This is a genomic window from Knoellia sp. Soil729 (assembly GCF_001427985.1).
Taxonomy (GTDB): Bacteria; Actinomycetota; Actinomycetes; order Actinomycetales; family Dermatophilaceae; genus Knoellia.
In genome coordinates this window covers 39480-54480 of record NZ_LMSA01000006.1, presented here as the reverse complement: position 1 = coordinate 54480, position 15001 = coordinate 39480, and the positions used below count along the sequence as shown (strand labels likewise).

Genomic DNA, 15001 nt, shown 5'->3' with positions numbered 1-15001 from the left:
GGTCGCCGGTGGGGGGCCAAAGCGGCAAGGCTGTCCCCCAGGCGAGGAAGGCTGGGCGGGGTCAGCCCTCGCGCATCGGGATGCGGATGCCCTGCTCTGCAGCGGTCCGGTCGGCGATGTCGTAGCCCGCGTCGACATGGCGGATGACGCCCATGGCCGGGTCGTTCGTCAGGACCCGGGCGAGCTTCTCGGCAGCCAAGGGTGTGCCGTCGGCGAGTGACACCTGCCCAGCATGCAGCGAGCGACCCATTCCGACGCCGCCACCGTGGTGGATCGACACCCATGAGGCGCCCGACGACGTGTTGACCAGGGCATTGAGCAGTGGCCAGTCGGCGATCGCGTCGGAACCGTCGGCCATCGACTCGGTCTCGCGGTACGGAGAAGCGACGGACCCGGTGTCGAGGTGGTCGCGGCCGATGACCAGTGGCGCGGTGACCTCACCGGTGCGCACGAGCTCGTTGAACGCGAGCCCGGCCTTGTCGCGCTCGCCCTGACCGAGCCAGCAGATGCGAGCGGGCAGGCCCTGGAACGCGATGCGCTCCTGGGCGCCCTTGATCCACGTGTGGAGACGCTCGTTGTCGGGGAAGAGGTCGAGCACCGCGCGGTCGGTGGCGGCGATGTCCTTGGGGTCGCCGGACAGCGCCGCCCAGCGGAACGGGCCCTTGCCCTCGCAGAACAGCGGCCGGATGTAGGCCGGGACGAAGCCGGGGAACTCGAACGCCCGGTCGTAACCGCCCTGACGGGCCTCGTCACGGATGGAGTTGCCGTAGTCGAAGACCTCCGCACCGGCGTCCTGGAACTCGACCATGGCCTGGACCTGCTTGGCCATCGAGGCGCGCGCGCGGTCGGTGAACTCCTCGGGCTTCTTGTCGGCGTACTCGTGCCACTCCTCGAGGCCGATGCCCTCGGGCAGGTAGGACAACGGGTCGTGCGCCGACGTCTGGTCGGTGACGATGTCGATCGGCACGCCCCGGCGCAGCAGCTCGGGAAAGACCGAAGACGCGTTGCCGACGACACCGACGGACCAGCCGCGCATCTCGTCCTTGGCCTTGAGGGCCTTCTCGACGGCCTGGTCCAGGTTCTCGGCGACCTCGTCGAGGTAGCGGTGCTCCACGCGGCGGCGCAGGCGCGCCTCGTCGACGTCGACGATGAGGCAGGCGCCCTCGTTCATGGTGACCGCGAGCGGCTGTGCGCCCCCCATGCCGCCACAGCCGCCGGTGAGGGTCAGGGTGCCGGCCAGCGTTCCCCCGAAACGCTTCTCGGCAATCGCCCCGAACGTCTCGTAGGTCCCCTGGACGATGCCCTGGGTCCCGATGTAGATCCACGACCCGGCGGTCATCTGGCCGTACATCGTCAGGCCGAGGTGCTCGAGCCGGCGGAACTCGGACCAGGTCGCCCAGTCGCCGACGAGGTTGGAGTTCGCGATGAGCACACGCGGCGCCCACTCGTGCGTCTGCATGACGCCGACGGGCCTGCCCGACTGCACGAGCATGGTCTCGTCCTGCTTGAGCGTGCTCAGCGTGCGGACCATGGCGTCGAAGGACTTCCAGTCGCGAGCCGCGCGGCCGGTTCCGCCATAGACGACGAGGTCGTCGGGACGCTCTGCCACCTCGGGGTCCAGGTTGTTCATGAGCATCCGCAGCGGCGCCTCGGCGCCCCAGTGGGTCGCGTGCGTCAGGGACGTGCCGCGCGGGGCGCGGACAGGACGAGCACCTTCCATGACGTTCTCCAATCTCGTTCAGCTCGTGGTGCGTTTCTCACCCAATTCCCCCGATATGCACACGGCGTGTCCGTGCATTTCGGGGGAATTGGGTGAGAAACGCACGGGGGGGATTCGTTCGGTTCAGTTGAGTCGGCCGGTCACCGTTTCGGCGGCCCTCACGACGGTGCCGTCGAGGACTGCCTCATAGGCCGCTTCGAGGTCCGGGGCGAGGAACCGGTCCGGGCCGGGAACCACGTTGCCGCCCTCACCCAGCGCAGCGATGACGGCGGCCGTGGCCGGGGCCGGCTCGAGGGGCGCCCGCAGCTGGATGCCGCGCGCCGCAGCGACGAGCTCGATGGCGAGGACCCGAGTCAGGGCGTCGACCGAGCGGCGCAGCTTGCGCGCCCCCGACCAGCCCATCGAGACATGGTCCTCCTGCATCGCGCTGCTCGGGATGGAGTCGACGGACGCGGGCACGGCGAGCCGCTTCATCTCCGAGACCATCGCGGCCTGGGTGTACTGCGCGATCATCAGTCCGGAGTCGACGCCGGGGTCGTCGGCGAGGAACGGCGGCAGCCCGTTGTTGCGCGCCTTGTCGAGGAAGCGGTCGGTGCGACGCTCGGAGATCGAGGCGAGGTCGGCCGCGACGATCGAGAGGAAGTCCAGGACGTAGGCGACGGGAGCGCCGTGGAAGTTGCCGTTGGACTCGACCCGCCCGTCCAGGGTCACGACGGGGTTGTCGATGGCCGACGCGAGCTCCCACTCGGCGACGCGGGCGGCGTGGTCGATCGTGTCCCGCACTCCCCCGGCGACCTGCGGTGCGCAGCGCAGCGAGTAGGCGTCCTGGACGCGCGTGCACGCCGCGGGGTCGCGGTGCGACTCACGAATCGGACTGTCGGACAGCACCTTGCGCATGTTCTCGGCCGAGCGCGCCTGCCCGGGCTGGGGACGCAGGGCGTGCAGGTCGGCGGCGAAGACGTCGTCCGTGCCGAGCAGGCCCTCGACGCTCATGGCCGCAGAGATGTCCGCAGTGGTCACGAGCTGGCGCAGGTCCGCGATCGCGAGGCAGAGCATCCCGAGCATGCCGTCGGTGCCGTTGATGAGCGCCAGGCCCTCCTTCTCGGCGAGCTGCACCGGCGTGATGCCGGCCGCGGCCAACGCTTCGCCGGCCTCCATCACCTCACCGTCGAGGTCGCGCACCAGCCCCTCACCCATGAGGGCCAGGGCGCAGTGCGAGAGGGGCGCCAGGTCGCCGGAACAGCCGAGCGAACCGAACTCGTGGACGACCGGCGTGATGCCGGCGTTGAGGATGGCGATGTAGGTCTCGAGCGTCTCGGCGCGGATGCCCGTGCGACCGGTCGAGAGCGTCGCGATACGCAGGAGCATGAGCGCGCGCACCACCTCGCGCTCGACCTCGGGGCCGGCACCGGCAGCGTGCGAGCGCACGAGCGAGCGCTGCAGCTGGGCGCGCAGCTCGACGGGGATGTGCCGGGTCGCGAGCGCGCCGAACCCTGTCGAGACGCCGTAGTGCGCCACCGTGTCGTTGGCAAGCCCCTCGATCGTGCCGCGCGTCGCGCGCACGGCGTCGAGGGCAGTGGGGCTCAGCTCGACCGGGGCGCCATGACGTGCCACCTGCACGACGTCGTCAATGCTGAGGCGGTCACCGCCGAGGCTCACCGGGTGTTGCTGCGTCGTCGTGTCCGTCATGCGTCAAGCACACCGCAGGTATGCCGCCCGCGTGAGGTGCGCGGACGGCATACCGTCTCGGATGCGAGACATGGACCTCGAAGGCAGGTCAGGCGCGGGAGGCGACCACACCGTCCTCGTCGACCCAGACCTGCTGTCCCGGCACGAACTCGACGCCACCGAACGACACCGGCACGTCGCGCTCGCCCACCCCGTCCTTGGCGCTCTTGCGCGGGTTGGAGCCCAGCGCCACAGCGCCCAATGGCAGCTCACGCAGGGCCACGACATCGCGCACCACGCCGTGGATGACGACACCGGCCCAGCCCTGGGCCACCGCGGAGCCCGCGATGAGGTCGCCCATGAGCGCCGACTCGAGCGAGCCGCCACCGTCGACCACGAGCACCCGCCCGTCGCCGGGCTCGGCCAGGGCAGCCTTCACGAGGGCGTTGTCGCGGTGGCAGCGCACGGTGCTGATCACCCCGGCGTATGCCGTGTGCCCGCCATAGTGACGCAGCTGCACCGAACAGGACTGCAGGGTGTCACCGCGTTCGTCCCAGAGGTCGGCAGTGGAGACGCGCGGGTCGCTCATGACGCGTCACCCTTGACGGCAAGCACAGGGCACCGGGAGTCGAGCAGGATCCGCTGCGCGACCGACCCCATGATGAGCTTGCCGACCGGCGTGCGGTGGCGCAGCCCGATGACGAGGACGCTCGCCTGCACCTCCGCGGCCAGCCCGAGGATCGCCTCGGCAGGGTCGTTGCCCTCTTCGATCCGGCGAACCTCGGCATCGAGGCCGAGCTCGTCGAGGTCGCGCCGGAGCCGGGCCAGCTGCTCCTCGTCGGCCCGCCTGGCATCGGCCAGGACGTCGTCGCGCGACATGTTCACCACGAGGAGCGACTCATGCCGGCGCCTCGCCTCGTCCACGGCCGCCGTGAGGGCGGCCTCGCCGTGGCCGTTGGGCACATAACCCACCAGAACTGTCATCAGAAGCCTCCTCCGGGAGCGTTTCCGCCACGGCCCATCTGGGCCATGGGGTCGATCAGGTGCCCGTCGGGACCGTCACCATCGTCGCCACCGCCGCCGTTGCTGTCGCCCCTGCGGCGACGGAGGAGGCCACTCACGAGCGGCCACCCCAGGGCGATGACGATGAGCGCGTAGCAGACCCAGGCCACCGGTCCACCGAGGAGACCGTTGATGTCGCCTCCGGTGAGCTGGAGCGACTGCCGCCCCTTGCGCTCGGCGAGGGGCCCGAGGATGACACCCACGATGAGTGGCAGGACCGGGAGCCCGAACCGTCGCATCGCGAAGCCGAGCAGACCCAGCGCCAGGAGGAGCCACAGGTCGAACGGCTGCGAGTTCACGGCATACGCGCCCATGGACGCGAAGAACAGGATGCCGGCATACAGGTAGGGACGCGGGATCTGCAGCAGCTTCGCCCAGGCCGGAGCGAGCGGCAGGTTGAGCAGGAGCAGCATCGTGTTGCCGACGAACAGGCTGGCGATGAGGCCCCAGACGAGTGCCGGCTCCTTGGTGAGCAGCAGCGGCCCGGGCTCGAGGCCCCAACCCTGCAGCGCCGCGAGCATGATCGCCGCGGTCGCGTTGGTCGGGAGACCGAGCGCGAGGAGGGGCACGAGCGTGCCAGCGGCGGAGGCGTTGTTGGCTGCCTCCGGACCGGCGACACCCTCGATGGCGCCGCGACCGAACTCCTCGGGGTGCTTGGTGAGCTTCTTCTCCGCGGTGTAGGAGAGCAGGGTCGGGATCTCCGCCCCACCGGCGGGCAGGGCACCGAACGGGAAGCCCAGGGCGGTTCCGCGAAGCCAGGGCTTCCACGAGCGCTTCCAGTCGCTCTTGCCCATCCAGGGGCGACCGACCGGGATGACCTCACCGGCCTTGCGACGCAGGTGGGCAGCGACCCAGAGGCCCTCACCGACGGCGAAGATGCCGACGGCGACCACGACGACGTCGATGCCATCGGCGAGCTGCGGGATGCCACCGGTGAGGCGCTGCTGGCCCGTGACGGAGTCGATGCCGACGACGCCGATGGTGAGGCCGAGGGCGAGAGCCGCCAGCCCACGGATGCGTGAGGCACCGAGCACGGCCGTGACGCCGGTGAACGTGAGCAGCATGATCGCGAAGTACTCGGGCGCGCCGAGGCTGATCGCGAATTTCACGACCTGGGGCATGAGGAAGACGATGCCGAGGGTGCCGATGGTGCCGGCGATGAAGGACCCGATGGCCGAGGTCGCGAGCGCCTGCGCGGCTCGCCCGGCCTTGGCCATCTTGTTGCCCTCGATGGCGGTGACCACCGACGAGGACTCCCCCGGGGTGTTGAGCAGGATCGAGGTGGTCGACCCGCCGTACATGCCGCCGTAGAAGATGCCGGCGAACAGGATCATGCCCTGGATGGGGTCGAGGCCGTAGGTGATGGGCAGGAGCAGCGCCACGGTCATGGCCGGGCCGATGCCCGGCAGGACACCGACGGCCGTGCCGACGGTGACCCCGATGAGGGCGTAGAGCAGGTTGAGGGGCGACAGGATGTCGCCGAAGCCGCCGATGAGGCTGTTGAGGTTGTCCATCAGAGGATTCCTTGGAGGATGCCGGCCGGGAGGTTGACTCCGAGGCCGACCGCGAACGCATAGAACGTCACGAGCGAGAGGGTCACGCCGATGGCCAGGCCGCGCACGTGGTGCCGGTTGCCGAGCGCGAAGGACGCTCCCCAGAAGAGGAGGGCGCCGCTGATGACCCAGCCGAGAGGCTCGATGAGGACCGCGTTGATGCCGAAGGCCACGATCAGCAGGCCGATCGTGCGCCAGTCCGAACTCGTCCCGAGGTCGACGTCCTCGCCCTCCTCTGCCTCTCCCTGGCCGCCGCGGAAGACGTCAACGGCATAGAAGGCCGCGAGGACGATGAGGGCGATGCCCAGCAGGACCGGCACGGCCTTGGGGCCGATGGGGTCGTTGCTCGAGGCGGCGGCGCCGATCCGGCTGGCGTCGAAGAGGACATAGGCCCCGAGCAGGCCAAGGGCCGCGCACAGTCCGTACTGTGCGCGGTCCTTGGCCCCACCCGACACCTCGGCCGAGGCCGCAGTGGTGGGGTGGGTCATGCCAACCCGAGCTGCTTGAGGATGTCGGCGACGGCGGTGTCCTGCTCCTTGAGGAAGGTGCCGAACTCGTCACCGGTCTCGAACGCGTCGGTCCAGCCGCGCTTGGCCTCCTCGTCCTTCCAGGCCTGGGTGTCGTGCATCTTGGTCAGGGCGTCGACCCAGACCTTCTTGTCGTCCTCGGAGATGCCGGGAGGGGCGACGATGCCGCGCCAGTTCGTGAAGACCAGGTCGATGTTGGACCCCTTGAGGGTGGGCACGTCCTTGAGCACCTCGACGGGCTCCGCACTGGTGACGGCGAGGACGCGCACGGCCCCGGCCTTGACCTGGTCGAGGAACTCACCGAAGCCGCTGGCGCCGAACGCGATCTTGTTGCCGAGCAGGGCGGGGAGGAGCTCGCCACCACCGTCGAAGGTCACGTAGTTGACGTCCTTGGGCGCGATGCCGACGGTCTTGGCCAGCTGCATGGGCAGCAGGTGGTCGGGGCCACCCGGCGAGGAGCCACCGCCGACGGCGAACTTCTTGGGGTCGGCCTTCCAGGCGGCGACGAGCGAGTTGATGTCCTTGTAGGGCGAGTCCTTGGGCACGACGATCGCGCCGGCCTCCTCGATCAGCTTGGCGATCGGGGTCGTCTCGGCGAGCGTCGCCTTGGACTTCTGGGTGTATGCCGCACCGACGACGCCCAGGCCCATCTGCATCGCGAGCTTGCCGTTGCCCTTCTCGTTGACGACCCGCTGGAGGCCGACGGTGCCTCCCGCGCCGGGAAGGTTGAAGACCTGCAGGGAGCCGGTGATCTTCTCGGTCTCGAGCACCTTGGCAGCGGTGCGGGCAGTGGTGTCATAGCCACCACCGGGGGCGTTGGGGACCATGATCTGCAGGCCGGTGGCAGGCTTGGCCTCCGAGGTGGCGCTGGCACCGGCGTCGGTGCCCTTGTCCGCGGTGGCGCCACAGGCGCTCAGGGTCAGGGCGGCGGCAGCGAGTGCTGCGCCGAGGAGAGCGGTCGGACGTGATCTCATCGTCGAGACCTTTCGGGTCAGGGGGATCAGGGGGGACACTGTCCCCTCAGGTGGGGTCGCGACGATGCTGTCCGGTCCAGCCCCCAATGTCCCGCTTCTGTCCGCAGTGAAGGTTGAGTACATAGTGGTCACACTCGCTCGGCGCGGCACCCTCGCCGGCCAGCTGCTCGTGCTGCAGGTCGCGGTGATCCTCGTCGTGCTCGTCCTCGTCGGTGCGCTCTCCCTCGCGCAGTCGGAGGCGACCTTCACCCGGGTGGAGGGTCGCCGGGTCACCGCGCTCGCCGAGCAGCTCGGCGGCAACCCGCTCGTGCGCAGCAACCTGGAGATCCCCGAGACCCGCACCGGCCTGGCCACCCTGGCCCAGTCCTTCGTCGCGCAGTCGTCAGTGGGCTCGGTGAGCTTCGCGGACGCCGACGAGGACGTGCGCGTGTCGACCAACCCGTCCTACGAGGGCGAGCGCATTCCGTTGCCACGAGAGGCAGTTGCCGACGGCGCGAGCTGGTCGGGCACCCTGTCGCTCGACGGGCAGCGGCAGCTCGTGGCCCAGGTGCCGGTCTTCTCGGTGAGCACCGGCCGGGTCGGTGAGCACCTCGGCACCGTGATGATCACCGAGCCCTTCCCCTCCGCGTGGGCGAGGGCGCGAGGAGCGTCGTCCTACCTCCTCACCTATGTCGGAGGTGCGCTGCTCATCGGGCTGCTCGGGTCGTGGCTCCTCGCCCGTCGCATCAAGCGCCAGACCCTCGGCATGGAGCCGCGCGAGATCGCCGGGCTGGCCGAGCACCGGGAGGCGCTCCTCCACGGGATCGCCGAGGGTGTCATCGCGCTGGACCCCCAGAACCGGGTGACCCTGGTCAACGACGTGGCTCGCCACCTGCTCGACCTGCCCGAGCACGCCGAGGGCCTGACCCTCACGGACCTGCGGGTGCGTGGCCGCCTCCTCGACGTCCTCTCGGGCTCGGACGACGACGACGCCGGCGACCGGGTGGTCGTGCGCCGCGGCCGGGTCCTCGTCATGAACCGGATGCACGTCGAACGCGACGGCCAGCCCTTGGGCACCGTGACCACGCTGCGCGACCGGACGGCCCTGGCCGACCTCGAACGCCAGCTGGGGACCTTCCGCAGCAGCACGCAGCTGTTGCGGGCGCAGGCCCACGAGTTCGCCAACCAGCTGCACACGATCAGTGGACTCATCCAGATCGGTGAGTACGACGAGGTCGTGCACTATGTCGACGCCGTGAGTGAGCGCCGCAACTCGCTCGACCTGAGCATCAACAGCCGGGTCGGTGACCCGGCCGTGGCTGCACTGCTCATGGCCAAGGCCAGCCTGGCGGCCGAGCGGCGCATCGACCTGCGGATCACGGACACGACGTCGTTGCAACGGTTGCAGCCGCAGGACTCCGCCGATGTCGGCACGGTCGTGGGCAACCTCGTGGACAACGCGCTCGACGCCGTGAGCACGGTGGGCGCCGGGGGCGGGGGTCCTGCGGCCGGGTGGGTGGAGGTCGCCATCACCCAGGACCGTTCCAGTGTCGAGATCGTGGTGTCGGACTCGGGGCCGGGTGTGCCGGAGGAGATCGTCGGTGAGGTCTTCGAGCAGGGCTTCTCCACCAAGTCCGACGGCGACGGCACGCGAGGGATCGGCCTCGCCCTCACGCGCATGCTGTGCGAGCAACGCGGTGGCGAGGTCCTCGTCAGCCCGAGCGACAGCGGCGCGCACTTCACGGCCCGGCTGGGCATCGACACGAGCGAGGACGTCCTCGCAGCCGGCTCCTCCACCCGCAGTGAAGGGCTGCGCTCATGATCTCGGTCCTCATCGTCGACGACGACTTCATGGTGGCGCGGGTCCACCGCGCCTTCGTCGAGCGCACCGACGGCTTCGAGGTCATCGGCGTCGCGCACTCGGGTGCCGACGCCCTCTCGATGGCCAAGGACCTGGCGCCGGACCTGCTCCTGCTCGACCTGTACCTGCCCGACCGCTTCGGCCTCGACGTCGTTGCCGAGCTCCGGCACGCAGGTTCGCACAGTGACGTCATCGTCATCTCCGCCGCCAAGGAGGTCGACGCAGTCAAGGCGGCGGTGCGCCATGGCGTGGCCGACTACCTCCTCAAGCCCTTTGCGTTCGACGACCTCCGGGAGCGCCTCGAGGGGTATGCGGCGCAACGCGCCCTGCACGAAGCCTCGCCCGAGGACCAGGCCGGCGTGGACCGGCTCTTCGCGCGCTCACCCGCCTCCCGCACGAGCCCGGTCGCCATGCCCAAGGGCCTCAGCCCCGAGACTGCCCAGCTCGTGGAGAGGACGCTGCGCGCGGCCGGCAGCGTCGGCGTGTCCGCGACCGAGACCGCCGAGCAGATCGGCGTATCTCGGGTGAGCGCCCGCCGCTACCTCGAGTACTTCACCACCAAGGGCGAGGCCGAGGTCGCCCTGCGCTACGGCAACACCGGTCGCCCGGAGCGCCGCTACCGCCCCACGTCCGTGACCCCGCGGACCTGAGAACCCGAGGAACGTATGCCGGCCGCCCCGGTGTGCGCACCCGGCATACCCGCGTCGTCTCGGTCGCAACGCAGATCGTAGCCGCCTCTTGTTTTTATACAAATAGTTTGTAACTATTGAAGTCGGCGGAAGGAGCCGACCATGACCCGCACACCCACCATCCTCTACGTGGATTTCACCTGCCCCTGGAGCTACCTCGCCCACCGGCGCCTCGCGCTGCTGTCGGCAGACGGCATGGACGTCGAGGTCCGCGCGGTCGAGCACGAGCCCAAGCCCTCGCACCTCGGCCTCGCCGGTGACGACGACTTCCAGTGCCTGCGCGAGGAGGTCGCGCGTGTCGAGCAGGCGCTCCTGCCAGGTGAGTCCCTGCCGATGAAGCTGCGAGGCTTCGTGCCCAGCACGAGGGCTGCGGTCTGGGCCTACGCCGAGTCCTACGGCGCCGGGGTCGCCGACATCGCGGCACCGATCCTCTTCGAGTCCTACTGGCGCCATGGGGTCGACCTCGGCAAGCCCGCGGTCGTGCGGGTCCTCCTCGCGGAGGCGGTGATGGCGGGGACGTCCCCGAGCGACCCGCTGCGTCGCTGGGGGTACTGCGTCGACGTGACGGGTGGCCCGATGACCTCACTGGCGTGGCGCCTCGTGCGCGCCTGGCGCCACCAGTGGACCGAGCTCGAGAAGGAGGTCGTGCCGGTCCTCCTGCCCGAGACCGGCGACATCCGCTACGGGGTCGACGCGGTCGACCAGCTGGGGCAGCTCCTGCAGGAGCGGGGCATCGACCCGTCCGCCCAGCCGGTGTGGCCGCACCCCGGAACGCGGCCACCCCTGGACGGCCACGGGCGCACCCAGATCCTCCACCCCCTCGGCGCCGCCTGATGGCGCACGCCATCGACGGCCTCGGGGCCACCCGGCGCCAGGTCCTCGACCGCTTGCGCGACGCTGGCACGGCCACCGGCGCCGTGGAGGTTGCGAGCGCGGTGGGGTTGCAGCCCAATGGCGCGCGGTTCCACCTCGAGGCACTCGTCGAAGCCGGGCTGGCCACGCGCTCGGCCGAGGACCGGTCCGCCAGGGGTCGGCCCAAGGTCCTCTACACGGCGCGGCCCGCCACCGGCACCGAGGTGGACGGCTACAAGGAGCTTGCCGAGGTGCTCGTCGAGGCACTGGCCGGCTCCGGGGGAGCACTGCCCGAGGGCCGTTCGGTGGCGGAGCAGGCCGGGATCATCCGCGGTCGTCGCCTGGCCTCGGAGCTGCGCTCGTCGTCGCCGACACCGGAACCCGCGACCGAGGCGGTCGTGGACGGACTCGCGCGCCTGGGCTTTGACTCGCGCTCCGTCTCGAGCCGCACCGGGCGTCGCATCGACATCACCCCCTGCCCCTTCCTCGAGCTCGCCCGCAGCCATCCCGAGATCGTGTGTGGAGTCCACCGTGGGCTCATGACCGGCGTGCTCGAAGGCACGGGTGCGCCGCTCGAGGTCGCCGACCTCGAGCCGTTCGCCACACCTCGACGGTGCGTCGCCCACCTGCGCACCGCCTGACTACTGATCTCCAGTCTGAGCGCCGGTCGCGGCACCGGCGCTCAGGCTGACGACCGCTACTCGCATGCGGACGCCGGTCACCAGTCGCTGCACCGGTCGCTCCACCGGCGCAGTCCTGAGCGGTGCCGATGACCGCCCACCGGGTCAATTCATTCACTGTCGAGCAAACTTGCACGGCAGTGCACACTGGCGTTAACCTGCCGGACATGAGCGAAACTCCTGACTCCACGGCTGGCGATGGACTGCGGGCGCGCAACCGCGAGCGGACCGCGCGCCGCCTCGAGCAGGCAGCGTGGGACCTCGTGGCCGAGAAGGGTTTTGACGCGGTCACGGCCGACGCCGTTGCCGACCGCGCCCAGGTCTCGCGCCGCACGTTCTTCAACTACTACCCCCGAGTCGAGCTCGTGCTCCAGGAGCCGATGCGCCAGGTGATCGGCGCCCTCGTCGAGCGATTCGTCGAGCGCCCCGTCGAGGAGAACGTCGCCGACTCGCTCGCCGCCGTCCTGACCGAGCCACTCGACGCAGAGTTCCTCGAGAAGGCGGCCATCTGCTTCGGTCAGGTCGAGCACTCGCCGGCCGCGAGGTTCTTCGTCCTGGAGGCCCAAGCCGCGGAGGTGGCCCAGGTCGCCCAGGCACTCCGGAACCGGGACCCCTCGATCGACGACCTCTATGCCCAGGTCGTCGCGGGCGCCGTGCTGACCGCGGGCTACGCGGCGACGATGACCTGGGTCAACACGTCGCCCGGCGCGGTGGACGACGCCAGTCGGCAGCAGCACCTCGAGCTCCTGCGACAGGCCTTCGCGCACCTGTTCACCGCCTTCTCCGCCCCCGCAAGCCAGACCCCGGAGGCCTGACATGGCACTACTCCTCTATCGCCTCGGGCGATTCACCGCCCGCCACGCCTGGGCCACCCTCGCGGCCTGGCTCCTGCTGCTCACCGGCCTCGGTGGCACCATGGCAGCCTTCGCCTCTCCCCCGACCTCGGCCATCAGCATCCCGGGAGCCGCCTTCCAGTCCGTCCTGAGCACCCTTGGGCGTGAGATCCCTTCTGCCGCAGGCGGAATAGGCACCATCACGATCGAGAACGAGTCGGGTGCCATCACCCCGGCCCAGCGCACGGCGATCGAGCGCACCCTGGCTGCCTGGAAGAAGGCGCCTCACGTGCAGTCGGTGATGAACCCCTTCGAGACGCAGCAGACGCTGGACGACTCGCGCGCCAGAATCGAGGACGGCGAGAAGGAGCTCGAGACGCAGTCCTACAAGCTCGACCAAGGCCACTGGCTCTACGACGAGGGTCAGCGCGACCTCGCCGAGGCGCGGGCCCAGCTCACCACCCTCGAGCAGTCGGGGCACGGCGAGGGCGAGAAGGCGCGCGTGCTGCGCGACGAGATCGACGCTCGTGTGCGCGGCAACGCCCAGCTCAAGGCGCAGCTCGACGACGGTGATGCCAAGGTCGAGCAGGCGCGCCTCCAGATCGGTCAGGGCAAGCGGCAGCTGGGCCTGACCGACGGCCTGCGCTTCCTCAGCGCGGACGGCAGCGCGGCAATGCTCCAGATCCAGTTCGACACCGCGATCGCCCAGCTCCCTCCCGAGATCCGTGCCCAGATCCCCGAGATCGGCCAGCAGCTCGAGCAGCAGGGGCTGCGCGTCGACTACAACGCCGACATCCTCCAGACCCGCAGCATCATCGGGATCGGTGAGGTGGTCGGTTTCGCCATCGCCGCGGCCGTCCTGCTCGTGATGCTCGGCAGTCTCATCGCCTCCGGCCTGCCGCTGCTCGTCGCCCTCGTCGGCGTCGGCGCAGGCCTTCTTGGTGCCATGGCGGCGACGGCCCTCTTCGAGATGAACTCGATGACGCCCGCATTGGCCCTGATGCTGGGCCTCGCCGTGGGCATCGACTACGCCCTCTTCATCGTCAACCGCCACCGCCAGCAGCTGCTCGACGGCATGCCGGTGCAGCACTCCATCGGCCTGGCCACGGGTACCGCAGGCAACGCCGTGGTCGTGGCCGGGACGACCGTGGTGATCGCCCTGTCGGCGCTGACGGTCTCCGGCCTGCCGATCCTCGCCCAGATGGGCCTCGTCGCCGCCGCGACCGTGGCGGTGACCGTCCTCGTCTCCCTCACGGTCACGCCTGCCGTGCTGAGCCTCATCGGGGCACGGGTCATCTCCCGGCGCACCTGGCGCAAGCACGAGGCAGCCCTCACCGCATCCGAACAGACCCCATCCGAGCAGACCACCTCGGAGGAGAGCCGCAAGGCCTCCTCGGGCCGGGGCTCCGGACGCTGGGGGGTCCTCGTCACCAACCACCCGTGGCGCGCGATCGTCCTCACCATCGTCGCCATCGGTCTGCTGGCGGTCCCTGCCGTGTCGCTGCGCCTGGGCCTGCCCGACGGCAGCAGCGAACCCAAGGACTCCAGCGCCTTCCACTCCTACACCACCATCGAGCGTGACTTCGGGCCCGGCGCCAACGGCCCGATCGTCGCAGTGGTCAGCTTCGACGAGCCCCTCACGGAGGCCGAGGTGCCCGCGATGCAGGTGCGCTACGGCCAGCAGATGTTCAACCTCGTCGGCAGCGAGCGGGTCGTGCCGTTCGGGGTGAGCTCGGACCGCGACACCCTGGCCTTTCAAGTCGTGCCGCTCGAGGGCCCGACGAGCGAATCGACCACGGAGCTCGTGCACGAGCTGGATGACCTCAGCGCCCACATGCCCGAGGGCACGAAGCTCGGCATCACCGGTCAGACCGTCGCCAACATCGAGATCTCGGAGCGTCTGGCCGGTGCGCTACCGCTCTATGTCGCCCTGGTGGTCGGCCTCTCCCTGCTCCTGCTCATGGCCGTGTTCCGCTCGGTGCTCGTGCCCCTCGTGGCGACGGCCGGGTTCCTGCTGTCCGTCGGGGCCAGCTTCGGCGCGGTCGTCGCGGTCTACCAGTGGGGCTGGCTGGGCGACCTGCTGCAGGTGAGCCGGCCCGGGCCGATCATGCCCTTCATGCCGACGCTGCTCATCGGCGTCCTCTTCGGTCTCGCGATGGACTACCAGATGTTCCTCGTCTCCGGCATGCACGAGGCGCACGCGCACGGTGAGGACAGTCGCAGCGCCATCCGCACGGGCTTCCGCAACGGCTACCGCGTCGTCGTCGCCGCCGCGCTCATCATGATGTCGGTGTTCGCGGGCTTCGTCTTCGCCCACCTCACGATGATCCGGCCGATGGGTCTCGGGCTCGCGCTCGGCGTGGCCGTCGACGCCTTCCTGGTGCGCATGACACTGACCCCGGCGGTGCTGCAGCTGCTCGGCGATCGTGCGTGGTGGATCCCCCGCTGGCTCGACCGCCTGCTCCCCGACCTCGACGTGGAGGGCACGAAGCTGCGCGCCCACCTCGAGCGCGAGGCGGACACGACGACGCCCACCGCATCCGACGAGGCGGAGGCCAACGGGCCGGCGCTCGTGGGCGCCGGTTCACGGGGCCGGTGACGAC

The 15001-nt window shown here is 70.2% G+C and carries 13 protein-coding genes; 6 read left to right on the top strand and 7 right to left on the bottom strand.

Going from position 1 to position 15001, the window contains the following annotated elements; genetic code table 11:
• Positions 1 to 61 precede the first annotated feature (61 nt).
• The 7 genes from hutU to ASG74_RS15715 form a co-directional block, all read right to left on the bottom strand.
• Positions 62 to 1720, bottom strand: coding sequence for a urocanate hydratase (hutU, locus tag ASG74_RS15745; RefSeq protein WP_056145835.1), 1659 nt, complete (start codon positions 1718 to 1720; stop codon positions 62 to 64).
• Between the two features lie 123 nt (positions 1721 to 1843).
• Positions 1844 to 3409 (bottom strand): histidine ammonia-lyase, encoded by a 1566-nt coding sequence (gene hutH / locus ASG74_RS15740; RefSeq protein ID WP_056145828.1) that lies wholly within the window; start codon positions 3407 to 3409, stop codon positions 1844 to 1846.
• An 88-nt stretch (positions 3410 to 3497) separates the two neighbouring features.
• Positions 3498 to 3977, bottom strand: a complete 480-nt coding sequence (rraA, locus tag ASG74_RS15735) for a ribonuclease E activity regulator RraA (protein WP_056145824.1) — start codon at positions 3975 to 3977, stop codon at positions 3498 to 3500.
• Entirely contained in the window at positions 3974 to 4372 is a 399-nt protein-coding gene (locus ASG74_RS15730) for a universal stress protein (protein ID WP_056145821.1), read from the bottom strand. Before ASG74_RS15730 ends, rraA begins: the two co-directional genes overlap by 4 nt.
• Positions 4372 to 5964 carry a tripartite tricarboxylate transporter permease gene (locus ASG74_RS15725; protein WP_056145819.1) on the bottom strand — a complete coding sequence of 531 codons (1593 nt, stop codon included), beginning with the start codon at positions 5962 to 5964 and terminating at the stop codon, positions 4372 to 4374. The genes ASG74_RS15730 and ASG74_RS15725 overlap by 1 nt, the downstream gene beginning before the upstream one ends.
• Positions 5964 to 6491 carry a tripartite tricarboxylate transporter TctB family protein gene (locus ASG74_RS15720; protein ID WP_056145816.1) on the bottom strand — a complete coding sequence of 176 codons (528 nt, stop codon included), beginning with the start codon at positions 6489 to 6491 and terminating at the stop codon, positions 5964 to 5966. The genes ASG74_RS15725 and ASG74_RS15720 overlap by 1 nt, the downstream gene beginning before the upstream one ends.
• Positions 6488 to 7504: a Bug family tripartite tricarboxylate transporter substrate binding protein gene (locus tag ASG74_RS15715; RefSeq protein WP_056145810.1), complete on the bottom strand. Its 1017-nt coding sequence runs from the start codon at positions 7502 to 7504 to the stop codon at positions 6488 to 6490. The genes ASG74_RS15720 and ASG74_RS15715 overlap by 4 nt, the downstream gene beginning before the upstream one ends.
• Positions 7505 to 7628: 124 nt before the next feature.
• On the opposite strand from ASG74_RS15715, the gene ASG74_RS15710 reads away from it, so the two are divergent.
• The 6 genes from ASG74_RS15710 (at position 7629) to ASG74_RS15685 (ending at position 14997) form a co-directional block, all read left to right on the top strand.
• Positions 7629 to 9305, top strand: coding sequence for a sensor histidine kinase (locus ASG74_RS15710; protein WP_235499044.1), 1677 nt, complete (start codon positions 7629 to 7631; stop codon positions 9303 to 9305).
• Entirely contained in the window at positions 9302 to 9994 is a 693-nt protein-coding gene (locus ASG74_RS15705) for a response regulator (protein ID WP_056145805.1), read from the top strand. The genes ASG74_RS15710 and ASG74_RS15705 overlap by 4 nt, the downstream gene beginning before the upstream one ends.
• A 141-nt stretch (positions 9995 to 10135) precedes the next feature.
• The gene (locus ASG74_RS15700) at positions 10136 to 10867 is read left to right on the top strand and encodes a hypothetical protein (RefSeq protein WP_056145802.1); all 732 of its coding nucleotides are present in this window, start codon (positions 10136 to 10138) and stop codon (positions 10865 to 10867) included.
• Positions 10867 to 11526 (top strand): helix-turn-helix transcriptional regulator, encoded by a 660-nt coding sequence (locus tag ASG74_RS15695; RefSeq protein ID WP_056145799.1) that lies wholly within the window; start codon positions 10867 to 10869, stop codon positions 11524 to 11526. The genes ASG74_RS15700 and ASG74_RS15695 overlap by 1 nt, the downstream gene beginning before the upstream one ends.
• A gap of 206 nt (positions 11527 to 11732) precedes the next feature.
• Positions 11733 to 12380, top strand: coding sequence for a TetR/AcrR family transcriptional regulator (locus ASG74_RS15690; protein WP_056145796.1), 648 nt, complete (start codon positions 11733 to 11735; stop codon positions 12378 to 12380).
• A 1-nt stretch (position 12381) separates the two neighbouring features.
• Entirely contained in the window at positions 12382 to 14997 is a 2616-nt protein-coding gene (locus tag ASG74_RS15685) for an MMPL family transporter (RefSeq protein ID WP_082569837.1), read from the top strand.
• Positions 14998 to 15001: the final 4 nt, after the last annotated feature.